Source organism: Neorhizobium sp. BETTINA12A (genome assembly GCF_023006485.1).
In the GTDB taxonomy this organism is placed as follows: domain Bacteria; phylum Pseudomonadota; class Alphaproteobacteria; order Rhizobiales; family Rhizobiaceae; genus Neorhizobium.
In genome coordinates this window covers 15,709-39,453 of record NZ_JALBGW010000032.1, presented here as the reverse complement: position 1 = coordinate 39,453, position 23,745 = coordinate 15,709, and the positions used below count along the sequence as shown (strand labels likewise).

General features: G+C 60.8%; 23 protein-coding genes and 1 pseudogene. 14 read left to right on the top strand and 10 right to left on the bottom strand.

All coding sequences use genetic code 11. From position 1 onward, the window contains the following. Positions 1–25: 25 nt before the first annotated feature. From MOV61_RS11565 to MOV61_RS11535, 7 genes are all read left to right on the top strand, one after another. Complete coding sequence (locus MOV61_RS11565; protein ID WP_247136672.1) at positions 26–970, top strand: succinylglutamate desuccinylase/aspartoacylase family protein; 945 nt, start codon at positions 26–28, stop codon at positions 968–970. A 30-nt stretch (positions 971–1,000) separates the two neighbouring features. Next, a complete protein-coding gene (locus MOV61_RS11560) occupies positions 1,001–2,005 on the top strand; it encodes an ABC transporter ATP-binding protein (protein WP_408962372.1) in 1,005 nt (334 codons plus the stop codon). Beyond that, a complete protein-coding gene (locus tag MOV61_RS11555; RefSeq protein ID WP_247136671.1) occupies positions 1,998–2,972 on the top strand; it encodes an ABC transporter ATP-binding protein in 975 nt (324 codons plus the stop codon). Before MOV61_RS11560 ends, MOV61_RS11555 begins: the two co-directional genes overlap by 8 nt. 10 nt (positions 2,973–2,982) lie before the next feature. Then, positions 2,983–3,465 carry a GAF domain-containing protein gene (locus MOV61_RS11550; RefSeq protein ID WP_247136670.1) on the top strand — a complete coding sequence of 161 codons (483 nt, stop codon included), beginning with the start codon at positions 2,983–2,985 and terminating at the stop codon, positions 3,463–3,465. A gap of 15 nt (positions 3,466–3,480) precedes the next feature. Next, positions 3,481–4,710 carry an amidohydrolase family protein gene (locus MOV61_RS11545; protein WP_247136669.1) on the top strand — a complete coding sequence of 410 codons (1,230 nt, stop codon included), beginning with the start codon at positions 3,481–3,483 and terminating at the stop codon, positions 4,708–4,710. A gap of 4 nt (positions 4,711–4,714) precedes the next feature. Then, positions 4,715–5,902, top strand: a complete 1,188-nt coding sequence (locus tag MOV61_RS11540) for a hypothetical protein (protein WP_247136668.1) — start codon at positions 4,715–4,717, stop codon at positions 5,900–5,902. A gap of 117 nt (positions 5,903–6,019) precedes the next feature. Continuing rightward, positions 6,020–6,268 carry a type II toxin-antitoxin system VapB family antitoxin gene (locus MOV61_RS11535; RefSeq protein WP_247136667.1) on the top strand — a complete coding sequence of 83 codons (249 nt, stop codon included), beginning with the start codon at positions 6,020–6,022 and terminating at the stop codon, positions 6,266–6,268. 473 nt (positions 6,269–6,741) lie between these two features. On the opposite strand, the gene MOV61_RS11530 is transcribed toward MOV61_RS11535, so the two are convergent. After that, on the bottom strand, positions 6,742–7,395 hold the full coding sequence (locus MOV61_RS11530; RefSeq protein ID WP_247136666.1) for an HAD hydrolase-like protein: 654 nt from the start codon (positions 7,393–7,395) through the stop codon (positions 6,742–6,744). Positions 7,396–7,484: 89 nt separating this feature from the next. Next, entirely contained in the window at positions 7,485–8,387 is a 903-nt protein-coding gene (locus MOV61_RS11525; RefSeq protein ID WP_247136665.1) for a helix-turn-helix domain-containing protein, read from the bottom strand. Between the two features lie 120 nt (positions 8,388–8,507). Between MOV61_RS11525 and MOV61_RS11520 the strand changes: the two genes are divergently transcribed. From MOV61_RS11520 to MOV61_RS11510, 3 genes are read left to right on the top strand one after another with little or no spacing between them, the layout of a single operon-like run. After that, complete coding sequence (locus MOV61_RS11520) at positions 8,508–9,533, top strand: ABC transporter substrate-binding protein (protein WP_247136664.1); 1,026 nt, start codon at positions 8,508–8,510, stop codon at positions 9,531–9,533. A gap of 55 nt (positions 9,534–9,588) precedes the next feature. After that, positions 9,589–10,404 carry an ABC transporter ATP-binding protein gene (locus MOV61_RS11515; protein ID WP_046600622.1) on the top strand — a complete coding sequence of 272 codons (816 nt, stop codon included), beginning with the start codon at positions 9,589–9,591 and terminating at the stop codon, positions 10,402–10,404. Beyond that, positions 10,401–11,174: an ABC transporter permease gene (locus MOV61_RS11510; protein WP_247136663.1), complete on the top strand. Its 774-nt coding sequence runs from the start codon at positions 10,401–10,403 to the stop codon at positions 11,172–11,174. The genes MOV61_RS11515 and MOV61_RS11510 overlap by 4 nt, the downstream gene beginning before the upstream one ends. Here the strand turns inward: MOV61_RS11510 and MOV61_RS11505 are convergent. The 7 genes from MOV61_RS11505 to MOV61_RS11475 all read right to left on the bottom strand — a co-directional run bounded on the left by MOV61_RS11505 (position 11,171) and on the right by MOV61_RS11475 (position 17,523). Then, a complete protein-coding gene (locus MOV61_RS11505) occupies positions 11,171–12,361 on the bottom strand; it encodes a phosphopentomutase (RefSeq protein ID WP_247136662.1) in 1,191 nt (396 codons plus the stop codon). The genes MOV61_RS11510 and MOV61_RS11505 overlap by 4 nt on opposite strands. 11 nt (positions 12,362–12,372) lie before the next feature. After that, positions 12,373–13,116: an ABC transporter permease gene (locus tag MOV61_RS11500; RefSeq protein ID WP_247136661.1), complete on the bottom strand. Its 744-nt coding sequence runs from the start codon at positions 13,114–13,116 to the stop codon at positions 12,373–12,375. A 2-nt stretch (positions 13,117–13,118) separates the two neighbouring features. Then, positions 13,119–14,123 carry an ABC transporter substrate-binding protein gene (locus MOV61_RS11495; RefSeq protein WP_247136660.1) on the bottom strand — a complete coding sequence of 335 codons (1,005 nt, stop codon included), beginning with the start codon at positions 14,121–14,123 and terminating at the stop codon, positions 13,119–13,121. Positions 14,124–14,132: 9 nt separating this feature from the next. Next, the gene (locus MOV61_RS11490; RefSeq protein ID WP_247136659.1) at positions 14,133–14,918 is read right to left on the bottom strand and encodes a nucleoside phosphorylase; all 786 of its coding nucleotides are present in this window, start codon (positions 14,916–14,918) and stop codon (positions 14,133–14,135) included. Beyond that, positions 14,911–15,678, bottom strand: a complete 768-nt coding sequence (locus MOV61_RS11485) for an ABC transporter permease (RefSeq protein ID WP_046600617.1) — start codon at positions 15,676–15,678, stop codon at positions 14,911–14,913. Before MOV61_RS11485 ends, MOV61_RS11490 begins: the two co-directional genes overlap by 8 nt. After that, the gene (locus MOV61_RS11480; RefSeq protein WP_247136658.1) at positions 15,678–16,451 is read right to left on the bottom strand and encodes an ABC transporter ATP-binding protein; all 774 of its coding nucleotides are present in this window, start codon (positions 16,449–16,451) and stop codon (positions 15,678–15,680) included. Before MOV61_RS11480 ends, MOV61_RS11485 begins: the two co-directional genes overlap by 1 nt. 184 nt (positions 16,452–16,635) lie before the next feature. Next, positions 16,636–17,523: a helix-turn-helix domain-containing protein gene (locus tag MOV61_RS11475; RefSeq protein WP_247136657.1), complete on the bottom strand. Its 888-nt coding sequence runs from the start codon at positions 17,521–17,523 to the stop codon at positions 16,636–16,638. A 346-nt stretch (positions 17,524–17,869) separates the two neighbouring features. On the opposite strand from MOV61_RS11475, the gene MOV61_RS11470 reads away from it, so the two are divergent. Genes MOV61_RS11470 through MOV61_RS11460 form a run of 3 tightly spaced genes read left to right on the top strand, consistent with a single transcriptional unit; the run spans position 17,870 to position 21,308 of the window. Then, a complete protein-coding gene (locus MOV61_RS11470) occupies positions 17,870–18,706 on the top strand; it encodes a dihydroorotate dehydrogenase electron transfer subunit (RefSeq protein ID WP_247136656.1) in 837 nt (278 codons plus the stop codon). Next, positions 18,706–19,641: a dihydroorotate dehydrogenase gene (locus MOV61_RS11465; RefSeq protein WP_247136655.1), complete on the top strand. Its 936-nt coding sequence runs from the start codon at positions 18,706–18,708 to the stop codon at positions 19,639–19,641. The genes MOV61_RS11470 and MOV61_RS11465 overlap by 1 nt, the downstream gene beginning before the upstream one ends. After that, positions 19,641–21,308: a hydantoinase/carbamoylase family amidase gene (locus tag MOV61_RS11460; protein WP_247136654.1), complete on the top strand. Its 1,668-nt coding sequence runs from the start codon at positions 19,641–19,643 to the stop codon at positions 21,306–21,308. The genes MOV61_RS11465 and MOV61_RS11460 overlap by 1 nt, the downstream gene beginning before the upstream one ends. 61 nt (positions 21,309–21,369) lie before the next feature. Here the strand turns inward: MOV61_RS11460 and MOV61_RS11455 are convergent. After that, positions 21,370–22,307 (bottom strand): annotated as a pseudogene (locus MOV61_RS11455) (LysR family transcriptional regulator). Positions 22,308–22,376: 69 nt separating this feature from the next. Between MOV61_RS11455 and MOV61_RS11450 the strand changes: the two are divergent. Further along, positions 22,377–23,735, top strand: a complete 1,359-nt coding sequence (locus tag MOV61_RS11450; RefSeq protein ID WP_247136652.1) for an MmgE/PrpD family protein — start codon at positions 22,377–22,379, stop codon at positions 23,733–23,735. Positions 23,736–23,745: the final 10 nt, after the last annotated feature.

Genomic DNA, 23,745 nt, shown 5'->3' with positions numbered 1-23,745 from the left:
GACAAGACGCTGAAAGGAAACGTCCATGGTCAAGTCGATCAACAAGCTCCGTCGCAAATTCACCACCCATGCGGACGGTAGCGATGCCGTGATCTTCATGCACGAACTGGTGGGTGAACAGGATGGCCCGACGGTCGGGATTTCCGCCTCGATCCACGGCAACGAAAATACCGGTTCGCAGGCGATCCTGGACCTGTTCCGCATCATCAAGGATATGCCGCTTAAGGGCCGCATCATCCTGCTTCCGGTCGCAAACCCGCGCTCCTTTGCGGTCAACCATCGTCACAATCCGCTCGATCAGATGAACCTCAACCGCGAGTTCCCCGGCGATCCTCGCGGCACTTATAGTCAGCAGCTTGCCGATGCGCTGGCGCACGAATTCTTCGCGAAGATCGACTATAATCTCGACCTGCATTCCGGCACGGATCGGCCGACGGTCGACTATGTTTACATCTGGAACGACGAGCCACTATCGCGCGCTTTCGGTTCGAAAATCCTCTATCGCCCAACGACGGGTAAGGCCGGCACGGTCTATTCCGGCACCAGCAAGTCCGTCTCGATGGACCGCCACGGCACCAAGGTGGTGACGATCGAGCTCGGCGGCGGTATCGTCGACCAGACGCCCTATGCGAAGCGCACCGTCGATGGACTGCTGAACCAGCTCCGCCTGATCGGCTCGATCGAAGGCGAAGTGATCCCCAATCCGAAGCAGGTCATCATCACCGAGCTCGTCGGTATCCGTCCGAAACATGGCGGTTGGCTGGAGCCGCTCTCGCCGGCAAACGGCGAGATCATCAAGGGCGGTTCGCTGCTGGGCCGCGTCGTCAGTCCCTACGACTTCGAGACGATCGAGGAAATCCCGACGCCCTTCGAAACCGGCATCATGGTCATGCAGCACCTGACCCGCAATCTCGTGGAAGCCGGCGATTACGGCTTCATGGTCGGCAATATCGAAGGGTCTACCGACTGATCGGATCCCTCCGGCAGATGGAATGAACGGATGCAAGATCGCGCAATGGAAAAGACGATGGAACCGGCGCTTGCCGTCAGCGACCTGAATGTCGAAATCCTCGGGGAGAACGGGGCCTTCCCCGTCGTCTCGGAGATGAGCCTTTCGGTGCGCCCCGGCGAGACGGTCTGCATCGTCGGCGAAAGCGGCTGCGGCAAATCGATGACCGCGCTGTCGCTGCTTCGCCTCCTGCCCGACAGCGCCCGTGTCGCCTCCGGCTCGATCAGGATCCATGGCGAGGATTTTCTCGGCATGGATCGGCGCCAGGTCGAGAACTTCCGCGGCGACAAGATCGCCATGATCTTCCAGGAACCGCTCTCGGCGCTGAACCCGGTGCTGACGATCGGCGAACAGATCGCCGAATCCGTTCGCCAGCATCGAAGGCTTGGGCGGCGCGAGGCCTTTGCGCGCGCCGTCAAATGCCTGGAACTGGTCCAGATGCCGGACCCCGAACGCCGCGCCCGGCAATACCCACATGAACTTTCAGGCGGCATGCGGCAGCGCGCGATGATTGCTCTGGCACTGGCCTGCGAGCCGAAAATCATCATCGCCGACGAGCCAACGACGGCCCTCGATGTCACCGTGCAGGCGCAGATTCTCGGACTGATTTCCGACCTGCAGAAGCGGCTCGGCACGGCGCAGATCCTGATCACCCACGATCTCGGCGTGGTTGCCGAAATCGCCGACCGCGTCATCGTCATGTATGCCGGCCGGCGGGTGGAGGAATGCAGCGTCTACGAACTCTTCGACAACCCGATCCATCCCTATACGATCGGCCTGATGGGCGCCGTGCCCCATCGCGACAGAACGGAAGCCGCCCCGGAACGGCTGACGGATATTCCCGGCACCGTGCCACCGCTCTGGGACCTGCCGAAGGGCTGCGCGTTTGCGCCCCGCTGTCCCGGCGCCTCGGCTCGCTGCCTGGAGGAACGCCCACCCTTCATCGAAAAGAAGCCCGGTCATTTTGCCGCCTGCTGGGAGCATGACAATGCCTGATGCCGCGGCCCCTCTCCTTTCGGTCGAAAACCTCAAGGTTCATTTTGCCATCCGCTCTGGCGTCTTCCAGCGGCAGGTCGGCGAGGTGAAGGCCGTCGACGGCGTTTCCTTCTCGATCGGTTCGGGCGAGACGCTCGGCCTTGTCGGCGAAAGCGGCTGCGGCAAGTCGACCACCGGGCTCGCTCTCATGGGCCTCGTGAAGGCCACCGAGGGATACATCGCCATGCAGGGGGCCGAGGATGTCACGCAAATGCGGAGCATCCCGCGCTCCTACCGCCGCCGTATGCAGATCATCTTCCAGGACCCGTTCTCCTCGCTCAATCCTCGTCAGAAAGTGCGCGACATCATCCGCGCGCCGCTCGATATCCACGGCATCGGCACTGTGGAGGAACGAAGGACAGAAGTGGCGAAACTCATGTCGCTGGTGGGCCTCAGGCCCGATCAGGCAGACAACTTCCCGCACCAGTTTTCCGGTGGCCAGCGCCAGAGGATCGGCATTGCGCGGGCACTGGCGCTGAGACCGAATATCATCGTTTGCGACGAACCCGTCTCGGCGCTCGACGTCTCGGTGCAGGCGCAGATCCTTAATCTGCTCGCCGATTTGCAGAAGGAACTCGGCCTCTCCTATCTGTTCATCTCGCACGACCTCGGCGTGGTCGAACACGTCTCGCACAGGGTCGCCGTGATGTATCTCGGCAAGATCGTCGAGACCGGGTCGAAAGAGGCGATCTTCACGAACCCCCTTCATCCCTATTCGGAACTGCTGTTGCGCTCGGCGCCGGCACATGATCCGCGCAAGCGTCACAAGTTCAGCGCCGTCAGCGACGACATTCCGAGCGCCACGCGAAAACCCTTGGGCTGCGCTTTCCACACCCGTTGCCCCCTCGCGACCGATATCTGCCGGCAAGCCGAACCGCAGCTCGAGCTGAAGGCCGATGACCAGTCCGTCGCCTGCCATCACCGATAAGGAGTTTAGGATGACCGAAGACCTGATCGAGCTTCTCGCAGAACCGGGCCAGCCGAACTTTTTCTTCGACGCATTGGATACCGCACTCGCCACCCGGGTCGGGCACCGGCTGCTGACGCTGCTCTATAAGGACGGCGACGAGGTGGCGCGCGTCTATTCCAACATGCCGGACGTCTATCCCGTCTTCGGCCGCAAACCGATGGGCATGACGCCCTGGGGCGACCTGGTGCTGCGCCGACAGCAACCATTCCTCGGACGCGACCGGGAGGCGGTCAGGTGGGCTTTCTTCGATCACGAGCTGATCGCGAGCCTCGGCCTCAATTCGGCGATCAATATTCCGGTCGTCTACAACGGCGAGACGATCGGCACGATCAACCTGCTGCACGAGGAATTCTTCTACGCGGAAAAGCATGTGCAGCTCGCCAGACAATTCGCGCCGCTGCTGATCCCCGCCTTTCTCGAAGCCCGCCGCGCTGGCACTTCAAAAGCCTGAACAGGATAAAATCCCGTGACCACCATTCTTTTTGAAAACGCCCGTATCGTCGATGGAACGAGCCAGGAGCCGAGCGAGCCAATGTCGGTTCTCGTTGAGGGCGATATGGTTCGTGAGGTCTCGCCCTCCATCAACAGTGCCAGCGCGCAGCGGATCAACCTTGCCGGCAAGGTGCTGATGCCGGGCCTGATCGACGCCCATGTGCATGTCATCGCCGGCATGGCGAACCTCGGCCAGAACGCAAAACTTCCCGATCCGATCGTCACCGTGCGCGCCTTCAGGATCATGGGCGAGATGCTGATGCGCGGCTTCACCACGGTCCGTGATTTGGGCGGCGCGACCTCCGGCCTGCTGGCCGCCACGCAGGAAGCGCCCTGGCCGACACCGCGGCTCAATATCTGCGGCAAGGCGCTGTCGCAATCCGGCGGCCATACCGATTATCGTGGCCCCTATGACGACACGCCGACGCCGAAGACCGGCCATACGCTCGGCAATCTCGGGCGCATCTGTGACGGGGTGCCGGAAGTCCGCAAGGCCGCCCGCGAAGAATTGAAATCCGGTGCACATTTCATCAAGGTCATGGCAAATGGCGGCATCGCCTCGCCGACCGACCCAATCCATTTTCTCGGCTTTTCGCGCGACGAACTGATCGCCTCCGTCGAAGAGGCCGAAAACGCCGGCACCTATGTCGCGGCGCATCTCTATACCGACAAGGCGATCCGCCGGGCGATCGAATGCGGGATCCATTCGCTGGAACACTGCAACCTGATCACATCCGAAACCGCGAAATTCGCTGTCGAAAACGGCTGCATCTCGGTGCCGACGCTCGTCACCTACGAAAAGCTCGGCGTCGAAGGCCCGGCGCTCGGCTTGCCGCCCGCCTCCGTCGCCAAGGTGGATTCGGTACGGCTCGCCGGCATGGAATCGTTGACGATCATGCGCGAGGCCGGGCTGCCAATGGCCTATGGCACCGACCTTCTGGGCGAAATGCACCGCCACCAGTCCGAGGAATTCGTAATCCGCTCCCGCGTCCTTCCCGCCCACGAGGTGATCGCCTCGGCAACCCACGTCGCGGCAAAGCTGCTCCGGATGGAGGGCAAGATCGGCTGCATCGCCCCCGGCGCCTTCGCCGACCTGATCGTGATCGACGGCAATCCGCTCGACGACATGTCGTTGCTCACCGACCAAGGCGCCCATATGCCAATCATCATTCGCGGCGGTCATTTCGTAAAGAACCGGAGATAAGTGGATGAAGCTGGGAGGAGAATTGGCGGCGATAACGGCGGGCCTTGACCTGCTCTATCGCAGCCGCAATCGCAATGCCGGCATTCTGGACGCCGAAGGGCTCGTACCCGTCGCCGTCGCCGAGATATCGCCGCGGCGATTTGACAGCTACGACGAAGCTGAAGCCGCGCTCCTGTCCTTTCGTGATCGTCTCGGGCAAGCCGAAACCGCGCTGCGCGGGGATTGGCTCGACGAGATGTCCGACTCGCTGCTCGCCCTGATTGCCACTTTCCGGGGCGATTCCATCAGTTTTGGTGAGAGGCTGGAGCGGCAGATCCGTGTCGGCGCCCGCGATATACCCGAAGAGATAATCACGGGATATCACAGAGGAATTCGTGAGGTGTTGGATGAACTCGGCTTCCGCGACGGCAGCCTTTTTGAGGATTTTGCGCGCTGGGAGCAGCATGCCCGGATACCATCGGACAAGGTGCTCGCCGTGCTTGCGGAGTTTCAGCGTCAAGCACGAACGCGCTGCGGCATACTGGCAACCGCGTTAAGGGCCGATTGGGTGAATGACGAATGGATCAAACCTATCGCCCAGCGGGACGTGCCTTACTCGGCCTATTGCGATTTCCCCGGCAGACGACTGCTGCTCAATGTCGACTTTCCTTACACTGCTTTTGGACTTAAGCACCTGGCAGTACACGAGGCTTTTCCGGGCCATCTCGTTCACCTGAAACTGCGCGAGAGGCGCGTGGCGGAAGGCCTGATGCCGCTTGATGCCGCTCAGGTGGTCACGAGTTCGGCAAGTTCGGCGATTTTCGAAGGCATCGCCGACAATGGCATGCAATTTCTCGATTGGATCGAAACGCCGGAGGATCATCTTGGCCACCTTCTGCAGCGCCTTCGTTCCGCGCTCAGGTGTCGCGCCGCCTGGCAACTGCTTGGCGAGGGGCAATCCTTTGATGAAGTCGTGCTAAGTATCGCTACTGCTTCCCTACAATCTCCTGACGTTACTCGATCCCGCCTCGCCTTCCTTCGTCATGATCTGCGCGCACCTTTTGTCTACGCATATTGGTGCGGAGAGATGGCGGTTCACTCGGTCTGGTCCCAGATACGTATTGAAGAAAAAGGTGAGTTTTGGAACTATCTCTATAACAACATGCACACGCCGAATACGGTGGCGGAACATTGGTTTAGTCGCGGTTCCTGAACGGATCCGAACACCAAACCCTTGCGGTATTGCACGTTATCTTGCCCACTTGATGGGACAAAGTTTTTATATAGAAATCCAGAAAGAACGCTATTTTTCTATGCGAGAACTATTCCCATGAGCCTTAGCATCAAGGATCCGGAAGCCCATCGTCTGGCAAAAGCGATCTCCCACGCTACGGGAGAAAGCATGACCCGCGTCGTCACCGAGGCGTTGCGTGAGCGTTTTGCCAAGATCGAACGCCGAAAAGGCCGGGCCAGCGTCGAGGAGCTTCTCGCGATCGCCGATCGCGCTGCGGCGAACCTCAAACGCCCTTATGTCGATCACGCGGATTTCCTTTATGACGAGAACGGCCTGCCAAAATGATCGTCGATACTTCGTAGAGACCGCAAGCTCCGCCAATACCCGTAAGGCCTACGCCTCGGACTGAAAGCATCCGCCGCCTGGTGTCGGCCCATCAGCGGGTTCACCGTCAGGCGATCAGCCTCGAAATCACTGCTTCCGCCCTTCCGAGGCGGGCGTGAGATAGGCACAGGCATAGGCGGACGCGGTGGCTCCGATGTCGCACCGCTTGGCGTCCAGGATCAGACCAAGGCCAGCGGCCCCCTTCATTCCGAGGGATAGGCGCTGCCAGACCGGATTCGAAAATGAGCAAAACTATTCGCTGCGAATACCACCACTTCTTCGACCTGTGGCGGGAAATGCCCATCCTCACAGCATGATCACCGCATGTTCCAATAAATCGGGCAGATATCCACCACCGTCATGTTGTGGCGCGCTTAACTTCTCAAATTCTCGACGTGCTCGACCCCCATCGCCTTGGATGATCGACATCCGCGTCACCATCGAAGACTGCCAAGCAATTCGGCCGGCGTCTCGATCAAGCGGTCCGCCCCGGCGATCTCCAGTTCCTCGCGGCTGCCATATCCCCAGAGGACGCCAATCGCCCGCATGCGATTGGCATGAGCGCCGGCGACGTCGAATTTGCGATCGCCGACCATGATGCACTGATCCGCGGTCAGACCGTTCTCCGCCAGAATGTGGGAGATCAATTCCGGCTTGTGGTCGATATCCTGGCCGGGTACCGAACCGTAGATGCCGTCGAAAAGCGGAGCCAGATTTTTGTTCTCAAGAATCTTCCGAGCAAACACCGCCCGTTTCGACGTTGCCAGATATAAGCTCACACCCGTTTCCCGCATCGCAAAAAGAGCGTCTGCAATTCCGTCGTAGAGCTCGCTGAGCAGCAGGCCCCGCGTCCCATAGTCTTCACGATATGCCTCGACCGCTTCCGACACGCGACTGTCGCCGAATGGCTGGAGAAGATAGCGCATGACGTCTTCGATCGGCGGGCCGATGATCGAGGCGATATCCATTGCCGGATCTGTCGTATGGCCGAGAGCCCGCAAGGCCGCGCGGCAGCTGGACAGGATGCCCGGCTCTGAGTCGATCAAGGTTCCATCGAGGTCGAGAAGAATGGCTGAAGGCGAAGACATAAGGAAACTCACTTTCCGATCATATAAAGGCTCAATAACTGACGTATCGATGGCGCCCGGTTCTGCAAACATCGGTCCTATGCAACATTTCAATGTCGCGTTTCAGCCATCATGCTGGTGATGAGATCGATCGCATCCTCGCCCTTCAGTGCGCTCTCCCACATCCTGCGGGCAATTTCTTCATGCAGTTTCACGCCTTCGAGCGATGCGGTGATGATCCCGACCCCGACCCTGACGTTTGGCTGTTCTCCAAGGCGAAACGGACTGATCGCGAGAACAGAGCGCCCCGCCTGCCTAAAGATCTGAAAATTCGTCGCCGGAACAAGGCCGGGCACAACCGCTATCTGAACGCCGATCGACGGCTTTTTGACGAGCTCGACAATGTGTTTGACCTCGGACCTGGCCATGGACTGTCGATTTCGCCGGTCCGAAGCTGAGAGATCATCGCGCCCAATCAGCCCATTCGACAGAAACCGCCGTAGCTCGGAGGCTGCTATCAGGTTGACCAAGAGCGGGCGGCGGCGTTGATAGGCTTCCTTACGCTCCCGGAGGACCAACAGAAGCCTGTCGATGGCCGTCGCGGTCTCGTCGTCCTTGGATCTCAGGTCATCCATCGCAAGCGCGAGCATCTCGTCATATGCGGGTGAGGTCAGGAGATACGAAAGAGGACCGAAGAAGCCGATGATCTGCTCGCTCTCGGCCTCAATCTGACGCATTCGCTCGAAGAAACCCAAGGCGGTATCCACATATTCGATACCTACCCCCAGGAGATTGGGCAGAGAGACGTCCAGCACACGGCTGATGCGAACGAGGGTTTCAATCTTGAGGATCTCTCCTTTTTCCGCCCGGTAAAGCGCGGCACGGGAAACGCCGAGCTTCTCGGCAAGCGTTTCAGGAGACAGGCCGTGCCCCAGGCGATACGCATTCAGCCGCTGGCCGATATCCTTCAGTATGCCGGCCTCCTCCGCCGGCATCGTTCGCCTTTCCGACATCAGCAATTCTCCTCATTGAGAACGAGGGATACTTCATTTTATATGCCTTGTCTAAATATTATGGACATCGTCTAAATTTTGAGATAGCCCGTTTACAACATCAAAAAAGGGGACGTGATAATGATGAAAGCAATTGCAGCAATCCTGCTTGCCGCAGGGACACTGGTCAGCTCCGCCGTTTCCGGTATCGCGCAGAACCTGACGCCGGTGAAGTTCTCGCTGGATTGGACCCTGCAGGGGAACCATGCCATCTGGGGTCTTGCCCTTAAAAACAAAGATTTCGCGGCCAATGGGCTGAACGTCACCATGGACCGGGGATACGGCTCGGGCGATACCATCGTTAAAGTCGCAGCGGGCGCCTACGACATCGGGTTCACCGACATCAATTCGCTCATCAAGTTCAATGCCGAAAATCCCGATCGGTATCTGATTGCTTTCTATCAGGTGTTCGACAGGACCCCCAACTCGATCATTGCTTTGGCCAAAAGCGGCATCAAGTCGCCTGCAGACCTTGCCGGCAAGAAGATCGGCGCTCCGGAAGCCGATTCAAGCCGCCTGATGTTCAGCGCGTTTGCCCAGGCAAACAAGATTGACCCCGCCTCGATCAACTGGGTCACCATCGCGCCGAACCTGCGTGAGACGATGCTGGTGCAGGGCCAGGTGGATGCCATCTCCGGCTTCTCCTCGACGTCTGTCTTCAACCTCATTTCGGCTGGCGTACCGGAAAAAGACATCACTGTGCTCGGTTATGCCGACAATGGGCTCGACCTTTATGGCAGCGCGCTGGTTGCAACCCCGAATTATATCGCCAAGCACCCGGACGTCATCAAGGGCTTCGTCAAGGCCTCGATCGCCGGCACCATCGCTCTCCTGAAAAACCCGGAGGCCGGCATGCAGGCGATGAAGGAAATCGAACCACTTTATGACGTCAAACTCGAGGCGGCACGCCTGAAATTCCTGTTGGACAAGGGTGTTCTGAAATCCCCTTCGTTCGAAGCGAATGGTCTCGGCTACGTGGACCCTGCCCGCATGGCGCTGACGATCAAAACGAACAGCGACGCCTACAAAATCGCGGCACCCGCTGCCGATAAGGTCTACACGACCGAATACCTCCCGCCGTCAGCCGAACGGATGCCGCCCAAGTAAAAATTCCTGGCAAGCATCTCGTCATCGTTCCGAAACGACATTTCTGGCGGCCCGGATGAAGAACCTCGTCGAATTGATTGACGTCAGCCTCTCTTACGGCAAGACGCCGGCGGTATCAGGCCTCAATATGAAGGTCGAAGAAGGGTCCTTCGCGGCGGTGGTCGGACCGTCCGGCTGCGGGAAATCTTCGCTGATGAAATTGGTGACGGGCTTGATGCCCGCCACCACCGGCGCCGTTGTGGTCGACCAGCACGAAATCTCAGGCCCGGTCAGCATCGTCGGAATGGCGTTTCAGAATCCCAATCTTTTGCCCTGGCGGACGACATTGGAAAACGTCCTGCTCCCTCTCGAAGTCGTTCGTCCCGAGCGCCATCAGTTCCGTGCGAAGAAACAGGAATTCGTCGACCGGGCCATGGATCTTCTGCGGATCGTGGGACTGGAGAGTTTCGCAAGTCATTATCCGTGGCAGCTTTCCGGCGGCATGCAGCAACGCGTGTCTCTCTGCCGATCGTTGATCCACCAGCCGCGACTGCTGATGCTCGACGAGCCCTTCGGTGCACTCGATGCATTTACGCGCGAGGAATTGTGGGATGTGCTGCAGGCGATCTGGCTGGAACGACACTTCACGGCCATTCTGGTGACCCACGACCTCAGAGAGGCGCTTTATCTCGCGGACAGCGTCCATGTGATGTCCAACAGGCCGGGCCGGGTTGTTCGGACGGTCGACACGTCGGCGTTCAGCCGGCCGAGAGGCGAGCAGACCTTCCTGGATCCCGCGTTCAACGCAAACGTCATGGACCTGCGCTCGGATATCCGCTCGCAAAGAATGCCGATTGAAATCGCACCCGCAAAACCAGCCGGAAAGGCATGATGAGCATGTTGGAACGTGTCGGCCCCTTGGCTTTGCCGGTTATACTGCTTGTCCTGTGGGAGCTCGCCTGCAAGGCCTTTGATATCCCGCCTTTCGTCCTGCCATCACCCACGATGATCGCGGCGGCCCTTTACGAAAACGCCTATATCATCTGGTTTCATTCGAGCCAGACGCTGCTGACGACGGTCATCGGCTTCGCCGTCGCGGTGGGATTCGGTGCGGTTCTCGGTGTGATGGTGGGATCGTCCAGGCTCGCCTACACGAGCCTTTACCCGCTGCTCGTCGGCTTCAATTCCGTGCCGAAGGTGGCGATCGTACCCATCCTTGTCGTATGGTTCGGCATAGGCACCATACCCGCCGTGATCACCGCGTTCATGCTGAGCTTCTTCCCGATTGCGGTAAACGTCGCGACAGGTCTCGCGACCATCGAGACCGACCTGCGCGACGTCTTGCGCTCGCTGGGCGCAAGTCAACTCGATATCGTCCGCAAGGTCGGCATTCCACGTTCCATGCCCTACCTGTTCGCGTCGCTGAAGATCTCGATCACGCTTGCATTTGTCGGATCCGTCATCTCGGAAACGCTTGCTTCCAACCGGGGCATCGGAACGCTGATGACCCAGGCATCCGCCAATTTCCGGATCCCGCTTGTGTTTGCAGGCCTTGTCGTCATCGCCCTTATGGGCGTCCTCATGTATATGATCTTCGCCTTCATAGAACGCCGCATGACCGGCTGGGCGACGCGGGGAGCCACCTTCGGCATCGGCGGCTAGTCAGCCCCTTTGGGCAGTGCTAGATGCGCCGCGATCATCTCCGCCACATGACCAAACCGGCGGATACCCAGTTCTGCAGGTTTTATGCCTGGCCCAGTCGCCAGCACCGGCACTCGCTCGCGGGTGTGATCGGTGCCCGTCCAGGTCGGGTCGTTGCCATGGTCCGCGGTGATGATCAGGAGATCATTGCGGCGCAGGCGCCGTGTCAGTTCCGGCAGGCGGACATCGAAGGTTTCGAGCGCGCGGGCATAGCCCGAAACGTCGCGGCGATGGCCCCAGAGACTGTCGAATTCGATGAAATTGGCAAAGACCAGATCGCCCGGTTCGGCTCGGCAGCACCAGCCAAGAACATGGTCGAACAGCGCCATGTCGTCGCTGCCCTTGGAGACGTCGGTAATGCCCTTGTAAGCAAAGATGTCGCCGATCTTGCCGATCGCATGGACCGCACCGCCTGCAGTAACCACCCGGTCGCAGATCGTTCCGTCCGGAGGGGCGATGGCAAAATCCTTGCGGTTTGCGGTGCGGACAAAGGCGCCTGGCGCCTCGCCGACGAACGGCCTGGCAATGATCCTTCCGACATTCAGCGGATGAAAGATTTCGGCGGCGATACGGCAAAGATCGAGCAGACGCTCAAGACCGAAATGGGCTTCATGGGCCGCAATCTGCACGACGCTGTCGGCGGAGGTGTAGACGATCGGCTTGCCGGTTGCGATGTGTTCGGCACCGAACCGGTCGAGCACCTCGGTGCCCGAAGCATGGCAATTCGCAAGCGTTCCGGGAATGCCGGATCGTGCTGCGAGTTCGGCCATCAGCTCGTCCGGAAATGCCGGTATTGTGCGCGGGAAATAATGCCAGTCACGGGCGACCGCCACGCCGGCGAGCTCCCAATGACCGCTCTGGGTATCCTTGCCGGCAGAGATTTCCTCCGCCGCCCCCCAACGACCGATCGGTGCCGCGCCGAGACCGGGCGCCGTCCTGCCCGATGCAAGCTGGATAGCGGCACCCAATCCCAATGCGTCGAGGTTCGGAACTCTCAGCGGTCCGCTGCGCCCCTCTTCCGCGCGCCCAGCGGCACAGGCCTCGGCAATATGAAGCAACGTATTCGAGCTTTCATCCCCATAACGGGCCGCATCCGGCGCGCCGCCGCAGCCGACGGAATCGAGGACACAGAGGAAAACGCGCGCCATGACCTAACCCGTCAGCTCATTTGAAACCGGCCGAGCGAACGGCGGCGGATCAGTTCGATGACCTCGTAGAAGGCCCAGCCGATCAGCGACAGCAGGAGCACCATGCCGATGACGACGGCAGTATCGCTGTTTTCCTGGCCGGAGGACAGCAGGTAGCCGATGCCCTCGTTGGCGCCCATCAATTCGCCGATCACGGCGGCGGTCATCGCGAGCGTCGTTGCAACCGCCATGCCGGCAAGCACCGCCGGCAGGGCCGATGGCAGCTCGATATGCCAGAAACTCTGCCAGGGACTGAGCTTCAGCACGGCGGCGAGATCGCGAAAACTGCCTTCCCCGTAACGCAGACCGGTCACCATGCCGGACATGACGGGGAAGAAGGTGACGATCGCGATCAGCACGATCTTGGGTGTTGGTCCTATCCCCAGCCACAACAGCAGCAGGGGCGCAATCGCGATCTTCGGTGCTGTCTGCAGCAGCAGGATGAGCGGCGTGGCAAAACGTTCGACCCGGGGAAGCCGCGCGAAGACGACTCCGGCAAGAATACCGACCCCCGTCCCGATCACGAAACCTGCGACGATCTCCGTGAGCGTAACGCCGATGTGCCGGAAAAGCTTGGCGTTTTCGAACAGGAAGAGCAGACGGGCGAACACCTCCAGCGGTCCCGGTAGAAGAAATGCCGGAACCCTGAAGATGACGACGATCGCCGTCCACAGGACGAGGGTTGCGATCAAACCCGCTATGCCACGCAGGATCATGTCTACTTACCGATCGTCGACGGATCGACGACGAAGTCGGCCGCCTTGGGGGCACTGTCGATGACCTTGTACTGCGCCAGGATATCGGCGTTTTTCTGCCACGCGGCCAGATCGGCGGCACCCAGGCCCTTCTGCTTGGTCAGCGCGCTCTGCCAGACGGACGGCACGAAGGTCTGTTCGAAGGCGGTCGTCAGAATGGCCTTCTGGTCTTTCGGCCAGGTCGGCGTGTATTTGGCAAGCGAGATGTCGAGCGCATCACCGATATGACCATCGATGACCCATTCATAGGACTGGGTCACGGCGGTCGTGAAGCGCTTCACCAGATCCGGGTTTGCCGAAAGCTTCTTCGCGCTGGTGACGACGACGTTGCCGAAGGACGGCAGGAAATCGTTCGACAGGATCATCGTGACCTTGGTGCCGTCGGCTTCGAGATTGTACTTGCGAAGCTCGGAGAAGACGATCGCATCGACCTGGCCGGCCTGAAGCGACTGCACGATGGCGCCGGTCGCGACAACTTCGACGCTGACGTCGTCGAGGCTGAGGCCGGCCTGCTTGAGACCCACCTGGAGCTGAAGATAGTTGGGGCTTGCAAGGCTGGTAACGGCGATCTTCTTGCCCTTCAGGTCCTTGTAGGTCTTGATGCCACTGGATTCCTTGGCCAGAAGCGCGCCGATGCCGCGCTGATAGGTCGTGTGGACCACCTTGACCGGCAGGCCGTTGGCGGCCGCAGCAACCACCGCATCACCGTTCGGGAACCCGAAATCGACATTGCCGGCGGCGATGTTCGTCAGGATGTCGGCGGCAGCAGCATAGATGAATTCGACTTCGATGCCGTTCTTCTCGAAGATGCCCTTGTCGACGCCGGCATAAAGCGGCGCGTAAAAAGGCGCGGCTGCGCCATCGATCTGCAGCACGACCTTGTCGGCCGCTGCAGCGGCCGAAGCAAAGAAGGGCGAGGTAAGAAGAGCGAGCAGGCTTGCTGCGGTTGTCACGCGAAACTGGATCATGGTTGGCTCCTAAGTTCCCATTTTTGTGGAAGAAAATGCCCTTCCCGCAATGCGCAGAAGGTTTCGCTGGGTGGCCTCATAGTCGTCGAGCCAATCATCACTGGCGCGATTTCCATGGACACCAAGTAGGCAGCCGGTTTCGAGGCCGATCGCCCCGCCGACCGTCAGCGTGATCTCGCTCTCCATCTCGACGCCGACGGCACCTTGAGCCTGGAAGCGGTCGATGAAATTGGCGGAGATATCGGCGCCACCGTCGAGCGGACGATAACGGCGGTCCTGGCCGAAATAGTAGCTGTCGGTCGAAGCGACCATGCCCGGCCGGCAGGTCAGGCCTAGCTCGGCCGCGGCGGCGACGAGGCCTTGGGTTATCTGCGGTGAAGCCTTTGCTTCGCCTCCGGCTGCTCGGTATGTCATGGCAGTGCCGGTATCGCCGATCGCCCTGTCGACAGCGATGAAGGAGCCGACGGTGTATTCTGCGACGAGCGCAGACATGCCGCCGATCCGGATGACGCGCCTGGCGCCGAGCATGGCGAGTTCCACAAGGGCGATTTCGGTCGAAGGGCCACCGATGCCTGTCGAACAGATGGTCAGCCGCTTTCCTTCATAACTGCCGGTGATGACGGCGAATTCGCGCTTGCGACCGAAGTCCTGCACGTCTTCCAACATGTCGGCGAGCAGCGCCACGCGATCCGGATCACCAGGCGTCAGCACGTTTTCGGCAATGTCGCCGGGACCGCAAGGCAGATGCGGCGGGCGGCCGTTTTTCCAGGGAAAGGCGGCGCTGGTTCTAGCCATTCTTCGCCCCTTTCCAGGAGAGAAGTCGGCGTTCGAGAATAGTCAGCGCGACATGCAGGACCAGGCCGAGTACAACGGTCATCAGGACGGCTGCGAACAGAAGCGGCGTCTTGTAAGTGGCCGATGCGAAGGTCATCAGATAACCGAGCCCGACCTTTCCGGACATCCATTCCGCCAGAACCGCACCGACCAGCGCCTGCACCGCGCCGATCTTCAGACCGACGAAGATCTCCGGCATTGCCGCCGGCAGTTCGATCTGGCGAAAGCGTTGCACGGCGCTGAGACCGAGCAGCTTCGAAAGATCCTTCATCTTCGGATCGAGCGTGCGGAAGCCGGCGACCGCACCGACGAAGACGGGAAAGAAGACCAGCGAAAAGATCAGGATGATCTTGGAGAGCACGCCGAAGCCGAACCAGACGACGAAGAGCGGCGCAAGCGCGATCTTCGGCGCCGTCTGCAGGATGACCAGCGGCCCGTCGAGCCAGACAGCGAGCTTCGGAAAGCGGGTCATGACATAGGCAATCGCAATGCCGGCAACGCAGCCGAGGATCAGGCCAAGGACGATGTTCTGGAGCGTGAAGCCGAGATGCAGCCAGAGTTCACCGGTGAGCGCAATGGTGACCAGCGCGTTCCAGGTACGCAGCGGCGACGGCAGAAGAAAGGTCGGCAGGGCCATCGGCCCCGTTGCAAACCACCAGACAAACAGGAGCGCGGCAAGCGCCAGCGTGTAGTCGACCGCCGCGGAAAAGCGCCTGTTCATCAATGCGCCTCCCCGGCCGGCGTCCGCAGATCGCGGCGAAGCTGGGCGACCAGCGCATGATAGGCCGGATCGAGCTTGGTCTGTTCGCCACGAGGACGAGCAAGCTCGACATTATGGACGCATTTGAGCTTGCCCGGACGGGCCGTCATGACCATCACCCGATCCGCCAGATAGGCGGCTTCGTCGACGCTGTGAGTGACCAGCAGGATCGTCTTGCCGGTCGACTGCCAGATGCGCAGCAGTTCGTCGTTGAGATTGTCGCGGGTCATCAGATCGACGGCCGAAAAGGGCTCGTCCATCAGCAGGATCGGCGGATCGTCGGAAAGCGCGCGGGCGATCGCCGCACGCTGGCGCATGCCGCCAGACAGCTGGCGCGGCAACGCCTTTTCGAAACCGGCAAGCCCCACCATCTTGATCAGGTCGAGGGCCGTCTTGTCGCCCTGAGCCCTGGCAACGCCGGCTGTATCGAGCGGGAAACGGACGTTGTCGACAATGGTCTTCCACGGCAGCAGCACTGGCTCCTGGAAGACAAACCCGACGGGGCGCTTGCGGCCGGAGACATCGAGCGTGATCGAACCGCCGGTCGCCTGGTCGAGGCCGGAAATCAGCCGCAGCAGCGTGGACTTGCCGCAGCCGGACGGCCCGACGATCGAGATGAACTCGCCTTCCCTGATGGCGATGCTGACAGGCTCCAGCGCCGTCACCGTCCCATGGTCAGCCACGAATGTCTTGTGAACACCCGCGATATCGATCATCCGCTCCGATTGCGCCACCCAAAAACTCCCTGCCTTGCTGGGGAAACAATTGATCCGCGAGGAGATAAATCCCCTTGGACCGCCCGCCTGCCCCGGAAAGACGTCAAGCTTTCACAAAACTTTCAGGCGCGCAACAAAAATCTCAAAGATGAGATTTGTATCAAAATTGCGTCCGCAATTGTGTTTCGCGTCCTGATAGAACTCAGGCGGCAGCCTGTCTCTTGAGGACGGTTTTCTCGATGAAATCGGCGGCCTGATCGCCCTTGAGGCTACGCCGCCAGAGCTGGTCGGTAATGCCGCCATAGAGCTGAACCGCCTCCGCGGCCGCAGTAATGGTGGCGACGCCAACGCGGATATTGGCGAACGAACCAAGCCGGAAGGGGCTGACCGCCACCTGTGCCCTGTCGGCCCGCTTGAAGATCTGGAAGCTTGCGCCCGGCATGGAATCGATCACGACGCCGATCTGAACGCCGATCGGCTGCTCCCGCAGCATATGCACGATATGCTCGATTTCGGCGCGGGCGGCAGCCTGCCGTTCCGACAGCCTGACACCCGGATGATCATGGGCGCCGACGAACCCGACACGACCGAACTCCTCCAGTTCAGCGGCAGAAACCAAGCTGACAATGCTCGGGCTGCGCCTGCGGAACGTCTCCTTGCGAGCTTTCAGGATGTGCATCAAAGCTGCGATTTCCCGGATCGCCGTCTTTCGGTCACTGACGTCCTGAGGAATGCTTTCATCGAGTACGGTCGGCAGAAGCTCGTCATAGCGGTCGGTCGTCAGCAGATACGAGATCGGCCCGAACATCACGGTGATCTGGTCCACATCCTCCTCAAGCTGGCGCATCCGCTCGAAAAAACTGACAGCAGAAGCAATATACTCGACGCCGACGCCGAGCAGAGTCGGCAGCGAGACGCCAAGCAGATCGGCGATCTTGCCAAGCGTGTCGACCTTCGGCGGCTTGCCGGACTCGTAGCGATAGATCGCAGCCCGTGAAACGCCGGCCTTGGCGGCGAGCTCCTCCGGGGTAAACCCCGCCCCCATCCGGAACGCGCGAAGGCGACGACCGACATCCTCTGTGGAACTCACGAAGTCCAAGGCGATTCCTCCCGTCATCCTGTTGCCAAACCTTCGACTCCTTAAACAAAAACTGGAATAATCGCAATGTAGTTAATCTTCATGCGATAATTCTCATTTTTGAGAATCGTCTTGACAGCTTTCGCATTTCCACAATAGGCTCTGTTTTTGGACCCCGAATGCAGGGAGCACCCTATGACGTCCGACCGCCACCTTCTACGACGCTGATCTAAAGCGAACGACCCCGTGCGACGGTCAGGCCATGTGCTGAAGCCCGACGTCGCCCACCCACCGACATTCCGATCCGATAGGCGGTCCATCCGCCAAGGGCATTATTTTCTTGATTCCGGACACCGTCATGCCAACAAGCCTTTGCGTCGTCTCCGATTCCGCTCCCGCGCGTCACTCCATTCATGAAGTGGACTGCCGGGTCACGGCGCATGAATGGGTGAACGGCCAATATCGCCTTCTTACGCTTTCCGCGCCGCGTTCAGTGCTGGATTGCCAACCGGGGCAATTCTTTCACCTGCTCTGCCCGCAGACGGATCGGTTTCATCCTTATCTTCGCCGGCCGATGAGCATCTATTCCTACGATCGCGAAAAGGGCGAACTCGCGTTCCTCTACAAGTTCGCAGGCGAAGGCACCGGCGCTCTGGCCTGCCTCGAAATCGGCGATGTCCTGAATATCGTCGGTCCGCTCGGCAAAGGGTTCGAGATTCGGTTAGAATGGCGTCGCCCGCTGCTCATCGCCCGCGGCGTCGGACTTGCGACGCTCGCCCCGCTGGCGCAGGAATGCGCTCGCCTCAAACTGCCGCTGACGGCAATCTGCAGCGCCCGCGCGCCCGATCTGCTGATGTCGACCGACCTCTTCCGCTCCTTCGGCGCGGAAGTCATCACGGTGACGGATGCCGAGGGCAATTCGGATGCCGAAAGCCTGATGCCCCTGATCGAGGGCCTGATCCGCAGCCGCGGCATCGACGCTTTCTTCACTTGTGGCTCGGCGCGACTGATGCGCATGCTGCAGGAGATCGGCGCCCGCCACGGCATTGGCGGTCAAGTGGCGCTCGAACAGCACATGGCCTGCGGCATCGGCATGTGCCAGGCCTGCGTGCGACCTTTTCGGCACGAGGACGGCGCCGTGAATCTCCGGGTTTGCCGCGAGGGACCGGTCTTCGATCTTCAGGAGGTGCTGTAATGGCCGACCTCACCACCCGGATCGGCGCGCTGACGCTCAAGAACCCGATCATGCCGGCCTCCGGCACCTTCTCCGAGGAACTGGCCGAAGTCTTCGATCTCGATTGCCTGGGGGCACATGTGACGAAGACCATTACCCGAGGCAAGCGGGCCGGCAATCCGGTGCCGCGGGTCTGCGAGGTGCAGGCAGCCATGCTGAATTCGATCGGCATCCCCAGCAAGGGCGCGGAATGGTTTCTGCACAACACCGTGCCGTTTTATGCTGACTACGATGCGCCACTGGTGATCAGCATATCCGCCAATTCCGCCGACGAATTCGCACGCTTCGCCGAAGAGATCAGCGTGCCGGGTGTCGCGGCGATCGAAGTCAACATTTCCTGCCCCAACGTCGAGGATCACGGCAAAGCCTTCGCAATGCGGCCGGGCCCGACCGGCGACGTCATCCGCAAGATGCGCTCCGCCACCGGCCTTCCCCTCTGGGCAAAACTTTCGCCCAATACCGGCGAGGTGGTGGAAGTCGCGCAGGCGGCCGAGGCAGCCGGGGCCGATGCACTCGTCACCGCCAACACAATGCTTGCCATGGCGATCGACAGCGCCACCGGCCGCGTGCGCCTCGGCAACGTCATGGGCGGACTTTCCGGTCCCGCTCTGAAGCCCATCACGTTGCGCATGACTTACCAATGTGCCCGGGCGGTCTCCATCCCGGTCATCGGCTGCGGCGGCATCTCGACGGTGGACGACGTGCTGGAATACCTGATCGCCGGCGCCCGCGCGGTACAGGTGGGCACCGCCACGTTCATCAGTCCCACGACCATGCCCCGCCTCATCGGCGAACTCGAACAGGAACTTGAAGAACGCGGCCTCACCTCCGTCGACGCCCTGATCGGTTCGGTCGACATCGCCGACGAAGCCATTACCCTTGCGGAGTATGCGTGATGAATGCCGCCGTTCTCGAAAGACCCGCATGCTTTGACCTTGCCGGTGTCGCCGCCCAGCTGTTTGCCGAGATCGCCGAGCGTACCGCAGATGTCGAGGGCGTGAGCCGTCCGGCTTTTTCCAGGGCGGAGACTGAAACGCTGGATTTCCTGGTCGACTTCGCCCATTCGGAAGGCCTCGTGACGGAATGGGATGCCGGTCGCAACCTCGTCTTCTCGCTGCCCCAACATGCCGGGGCCGGGCACTATGTCCTCGTCGGCTCGCATGTCGACAGCGTCCCCAGCGGCGGCAATTTCGACGGGCTTGCCGGCGTGCTGGCCGGGCTGCTTTGTCTCGTCCGGGCGAAGCGCGAAGGCGCTCGTTTCCCCGAACCGGTAAAGGTCATCGCCATGCGCGGCGAGGAGAGCGCCTGGTTCGGCCCATGTTACATCGGCTCGAAGGCGCTGCTCGGCGTGCTCTCGCAGGATGAACTTTCCGCTCGCCACAAAAGCGACGGCCGCACACTCGATGAACACATGGAAGCGGTCGGCATCGACATGGCGCCGATCCGGGCCGGCAAACCCCTCCTGGATCGCTCGGCGGTCAGAGCCTATGTCGAGGTGCATATCGAACAGGGGCCTGTGCTTATCGAGCGTAATGTGCCGGCGGCGATCGTTTCTGGCATTCGCGGCAACTTCCGCTTCAAGAAAATTTCCTGTTTCGGCGAAGCCGGCCATTCCGGCGCGGTTCCCCTTGCCTATCGGCACGATCCGGTGCTCGCAATGGCGGAGTTCCTGAACGTGCTTGACGCCGCCTGGCATGATTTCGTCGCCAAGGGCCGCGACCTCGTCGTTACCAGCGGCATGGTCTCAACCGATCAGCAGAAGCATGCCCTCTCCCGCATTCCGGACAGTGTCGAATTCAGCCTCGACGTTCGCAGCCAGGACCGCGATATGCTGGAGGCAATGCACGCACTCGTCCTCCAGCACGTGACGCGTATCGAGAACGAACGCGCCGTCCGTTTCGATCTTGGCCAGGCGCTATGGACCAGTCCGGCGCTCTGCAGCCAGTCGCTGATCGCCCGACTGACCGAGGCGGCGGAAACCGTCGGCGTGCAGCCGACGTTGATCCCGTCCGGCGGTGGGCATGACGCCGCGGTCTTTTCCGCGGCCGGCATTCCGTCGGGCATGATCTTCATCCGCAACCGCAACGGATCGCATAATCCGCAGGAGGCGATGGAGATCGGCGATTTCGAAATCGCCACAGCCATCCTCTATGAGTTCCTCGGCAATCCCCATGAAACGTCAGTCGGCGGCCAATCAGCGAAGGAAACTGGTCCCATGTTCTCCAACATCACAGACATCATCCGCCAGAAGGGCAATGCGGTGCGCGCTTATCGCGCCGCGGCGGTGGCCGCCGGGCAGGCCGCCATCGACGATCCGGATCGCGTGGTCGGCTATTTCATGCTCGGTCTCGCGGCGCAGGAAGTCGCCGAAACATATTATGCCGAACCGGTCGAGGCCGCTGTTTTCGACCAGGAACTGTCCAGGTTTGATGGATATGCCAACACGCTCGATGCTGCATTCGCAAGCCCGGATGCCGGGATTCGGCTTGATGCCCTATCGAGGGTAGCCCGCAGCCTGGCAATTGATCGCCAGCGGTCGACAATTCGCGCTGCCGGCTTGTAGTGCAGCGACGATTTCGGTTGCCTGCTATTGTTGGCCGTGCCCCGTGGGGAAAACATTTTGCTCACGACCAGCCGGCAATGCTCTGCAGGAACAGGCCGGCGGCCCGTGACAGCGGATGTTTTTCGCCGCTGAGCAGGCAATATGTGACCGGCAGCTCCGGTTCAAGCACGACGAACCGCAAGGGCAGTGCCGCGTATTCGCGGGCGATCAGTTCGCTGACCAGCGCGATGCCAAGACCCTCGGCGGCCAGTGCGCAGGCGCTTGCGACGGAATGCGCCTCCAGCAACGGCCGCTGTCGCAAGCCGTGCTGGTAGAACAGCGCCTCAAGCTGATGGCGGACGGGCCGTTCGCGATTGAGAACGATGAGATCGTGGCCCTTCAGCTCGGCGATCGTCAGCGATGACCGGTCGGCGAGCGGATGATCCCGATGCAATACGCAGACGATCCGCGACGGCAGCAGCTTTTCCTGCCGCAGTCCGGGAGTTGCCAGCGGCAGGCGCGCGAAACCGATATCGGCTTCGCCATCGGCAACCATGCGTTCGAGCGCCAGATAATTGCCGGAGGCCAGTTCCACCCGCATCGGGCCGTTGGCCGCAAGAAAATCTCGGATCATTTTAGGTATCCGGTTCGACGACAGACTGGCCGGAAAAGCAAGCCTCAGTAGCATGTCGCGGGAGCGCCCGTTCTCTAATTCGATGGCCGCCGTTTTAAGCACACGCAGGCGATCGGCAATGGCGCGTATTTCCGGCCCGAGTTGCAGGCCTTCGCGCGTCGGCGCCAGACGGTTCTTGTCGCGCTCGAACAGGCGAACGCCGAGATAATCCTCCAGCTGCTGCAGCAGCCGGCTTGCATTCGATTGCGAAATGCCAAGCTCCAATGCGGCGGCAACCGTCGAGCCGGTGGCGGCGATCGCGTCATAGGCCTCGATATGCTTCAGGCTGATCGCCGCCTTCATCATGGAGAACCCCTTCCTTCGATAGACTTATTCGAAAACCGCATAAGATTGCGGCCCTCGTCGAAGTCGAACACTTTTGCCTGTGTACCAAGCGCAGCGAAAGACATTCGTCAATGACCACGATCCTCCTCGATATCGCCCGGCAGCTTTCAGCGCGGACGGAGTTTTCATCTCTTGCCATGGAGCGCGCCCGCGATGCGGTCATCGACACGCTCGGATGCATGATCGCGGGCACCAAGGATCCAAGTGCAGCGGCGGTTACCACGGCATTCGGCAGTGAGATATCCGGCGGCGGTTCCGGATGGCTTGTCACAGGCGGATACGCATCGCCGTCGGTGGCGGCACTTGTGAACGGCACGGCGGCCCATGCCCTCGATTTCGATGATAATTTTCATCCCGCCCGGGCTCATGCGTCCGCAGTTCTGGTGCCGGCCCTGCTCGCCACCCTACGTCCGCAGCGCCCGATCAGCGGCAAGCAGTTTCTGGAAGCCTATCTGACCGGGCTCGAGGCCCAGGCGGCGGTCGGTTTTGGCGTCAATCCCTCCCATTACAACAGAGGCTGGCATGGCACCTCCACGGTCGGCGCGATCGGAACGGCCGCCGGCGTCGCGCGCCTGCTCGGCGCCAACATCGAGGAGACGGCGCAGGCCATGAGCCTGGCCACCTCGATGGCATCAGGTCCCAAAGGCCAGTTCGGCACCCTCGCCAAACCGCTGCATGCCGGAATTGCAGCGCGCAACGCAGTCGAAGCCGCCTTGCTGGCGATGTCAGGCAGCGGCGGCCGGCTCGACATCCTCGAGCGACCGCAGGGTTTTTTGGATCTCCTTGGCGGCGGCGAAGCCCGCGGCTGGGCGGACTGGCGGCTGGATGAAGCGCATGTCATCGAAACCCGCGGTCTCGTCACCAAGCGCCATCCCTGCTGCGCCTCGACGCATCGAGCAATCGACGCGCTTTTCGACCTGAAACAGGAACACCGGCTGAGCGCCGGTGATATCGACCGTATCGACGTCAAAGTCGGGATTTCGGCCGCCCGCAATCTTGCTTATCCGCGGCCGGAGAACGAGATGCAGGCCCGCTTCTCGATGCCGTATTGCCTTGCAAGGGCGATGCTGCAGGACACGCTCAGCCTGTCGGACTTCGCGCCCGCCGCCCTTCGACAGGCAGACGTCCTTGCGCTGATGCCGCGGATCGAGATGCATTCCTACACCTCAAGCGAGGAGTACGGTCATGATCGTCTTCCGCATGTGCTGACTGTGACACTGCGGGACGGTACGGGCCTCTCCAGCCAACGGCTTCATGCCAAGGGATCGATCGAGGTTCCTCTCGACGCCGACCAGCGGCGAAGCAAATTCTTCGATTGCGTTCATTGGGGCTCCGGACAGGCGACCGATGATCTCTATGACAATCTCCTGGATCTCTCTCAGTCGACCTCGGTATTAAATCTCCTGAACCTGTTTGTGGCATCCTCCTGAGCGACGCATT

Bases quoted from the DNA above. Each gene is read 5' to 3' on its own strand.
- MOV61_RS11485 (WP_046600617.1), bottom strand. From the start codon at position 15,678: ATGAACAGGCGCTTTTCCGCGGCGGTCGACTACACGCTGGCGCTTGCC.
- MOV61_RS11565 (WP_247136672.1), top strand. From the start codon at position 26: ATGGTCAAGTCGATCAACAAGCTCCGTCGCAAATTCACCACCCATGCG.
- MOV61_RS11555 (WP_247136671.1), top strand. From the start codon at position 1,998: ATGCCTGATGCCGCGGCCCCTCTCCTTTCGGTCGAAAACCTCAAGGTT.
- MOV61_RS11495 (WP_247136660.1), bottom strand. From the start codon at position 14,123: ATGATCCAGTTTCGCGTGACAACCGCAGCAAGCCTGCTCGCTCTTCTT.
- MOV61_RS11470 (WP_247136656.1), top strand. From the start codon at position 17,870: ATGCCAACAAGCCTTTGCGTCGTCTCCGATTCCGCTCCCGCGCGTCAC.
- MOV61_RS11560 (WP_408962372.1), top strand. From the start codon at position 1,001: ATGCAAGATCGCGCAATGGAAAAGACGATGGAACCGGCGCTTGCCGTC.
- MOV61_RS11550 (WP_247136670.1), top strand. From the start codon at position 2,983: ATGACCGAAGACCTGATCGAGCTTCTCGCAGAACCGGGCCAGCCGAAC.
- MOV61_RS11465 (WP_247136655.1), top strand. From the start codon at position 18,706: ATGGCCGACCTCACCACCCGGATCGGCGCGCTGACGCTCAAGAACCCG.
- MOV61_RS11510 (WP_247136663.1), top strand. From the start codon at position 10,401: ATGATGAGCATGTTGGAACGTGTCGGCCCCTTGGCTTTGCCGGTTATA.
- MOV61_RS11500 (WP_247136661.1), bottom strand. From the start codon at position 13,116: ATGATCCTGCGTGGCATAGCGGGTTTGATCGCAACCCTCGTCCTGTGG.
- MOV61_RS11515 (WP_046600622.1), top strand. From the start codon at position 9,589: ATGAAGAACCTCGTCGAATTGATTGACGTCAGCCTCTCTTACGGCAAG.
- MOV61_RS11540 (WP_247136668.1), top strand. From the start codon at position 4,715: ATGAAGCTGGGAGGAGAATTGGCGGCGATAACGGCGGGCCTTGACCTG.
- MOV61_RS11490 (WP_247136659.1), bottom strand. From the start codon at position 14,918: ATGGCTAGAACCAGCGCCGCCTTTCCCTGGAAAAACGGCCGCCCGCCG.
- MOV61_RS11535 (WP_247136667.1), top strand. From the start codon at position 6,020: ATGAGCCTTAGCATCAAGGATCCGGAAGCCCATCGTCTGGCAAAAGCG.
- MOV61_RS11520 (WP_247136664.1), top strand. From the start codon at position 8,508: ATGATGAAAGCAATTGCAGCAATCCTGCTTGCCGCAGGGACACTGGTC.
- MOV61_RS11460 (WP_247136654.1), top strand. From the start codon at position 19,641: ATGAATGCCGCCGTTCTCGAAAGACCCGCATGCTTTGACCTTGCCGGT.
- MOV61_RS11505 (WP_247136662.1), bottom strand. From the start codon at position 12,361: ATGGCGCGCGTTTTCCTCTGTGTCCTCGATTCCGTCGGCTGCGGCGGC.
- MOV61_RS11450 (WP_247136652.1), top strand. From the start codon at position 22,377: ATGACCACGATCCTCCTCGATATCGCCCGGCAGCTTTCAGCGCGGACG.
- MOV61_RS11525 (WP_247136665.1), bottom strand. From the start codon at position 8,387: ATGTCGGAAAGGCGAACGATGCCGGCGGAGGAGGCCGGCATACTGAAG.
- MOV61_RS11530 (WP_247136666.1), bottom strand. From the start codon at position 7,395: ATGTCTTCGCCTTCAGCCATTCTTCTCGACCTCGATGGAACCTTGATC.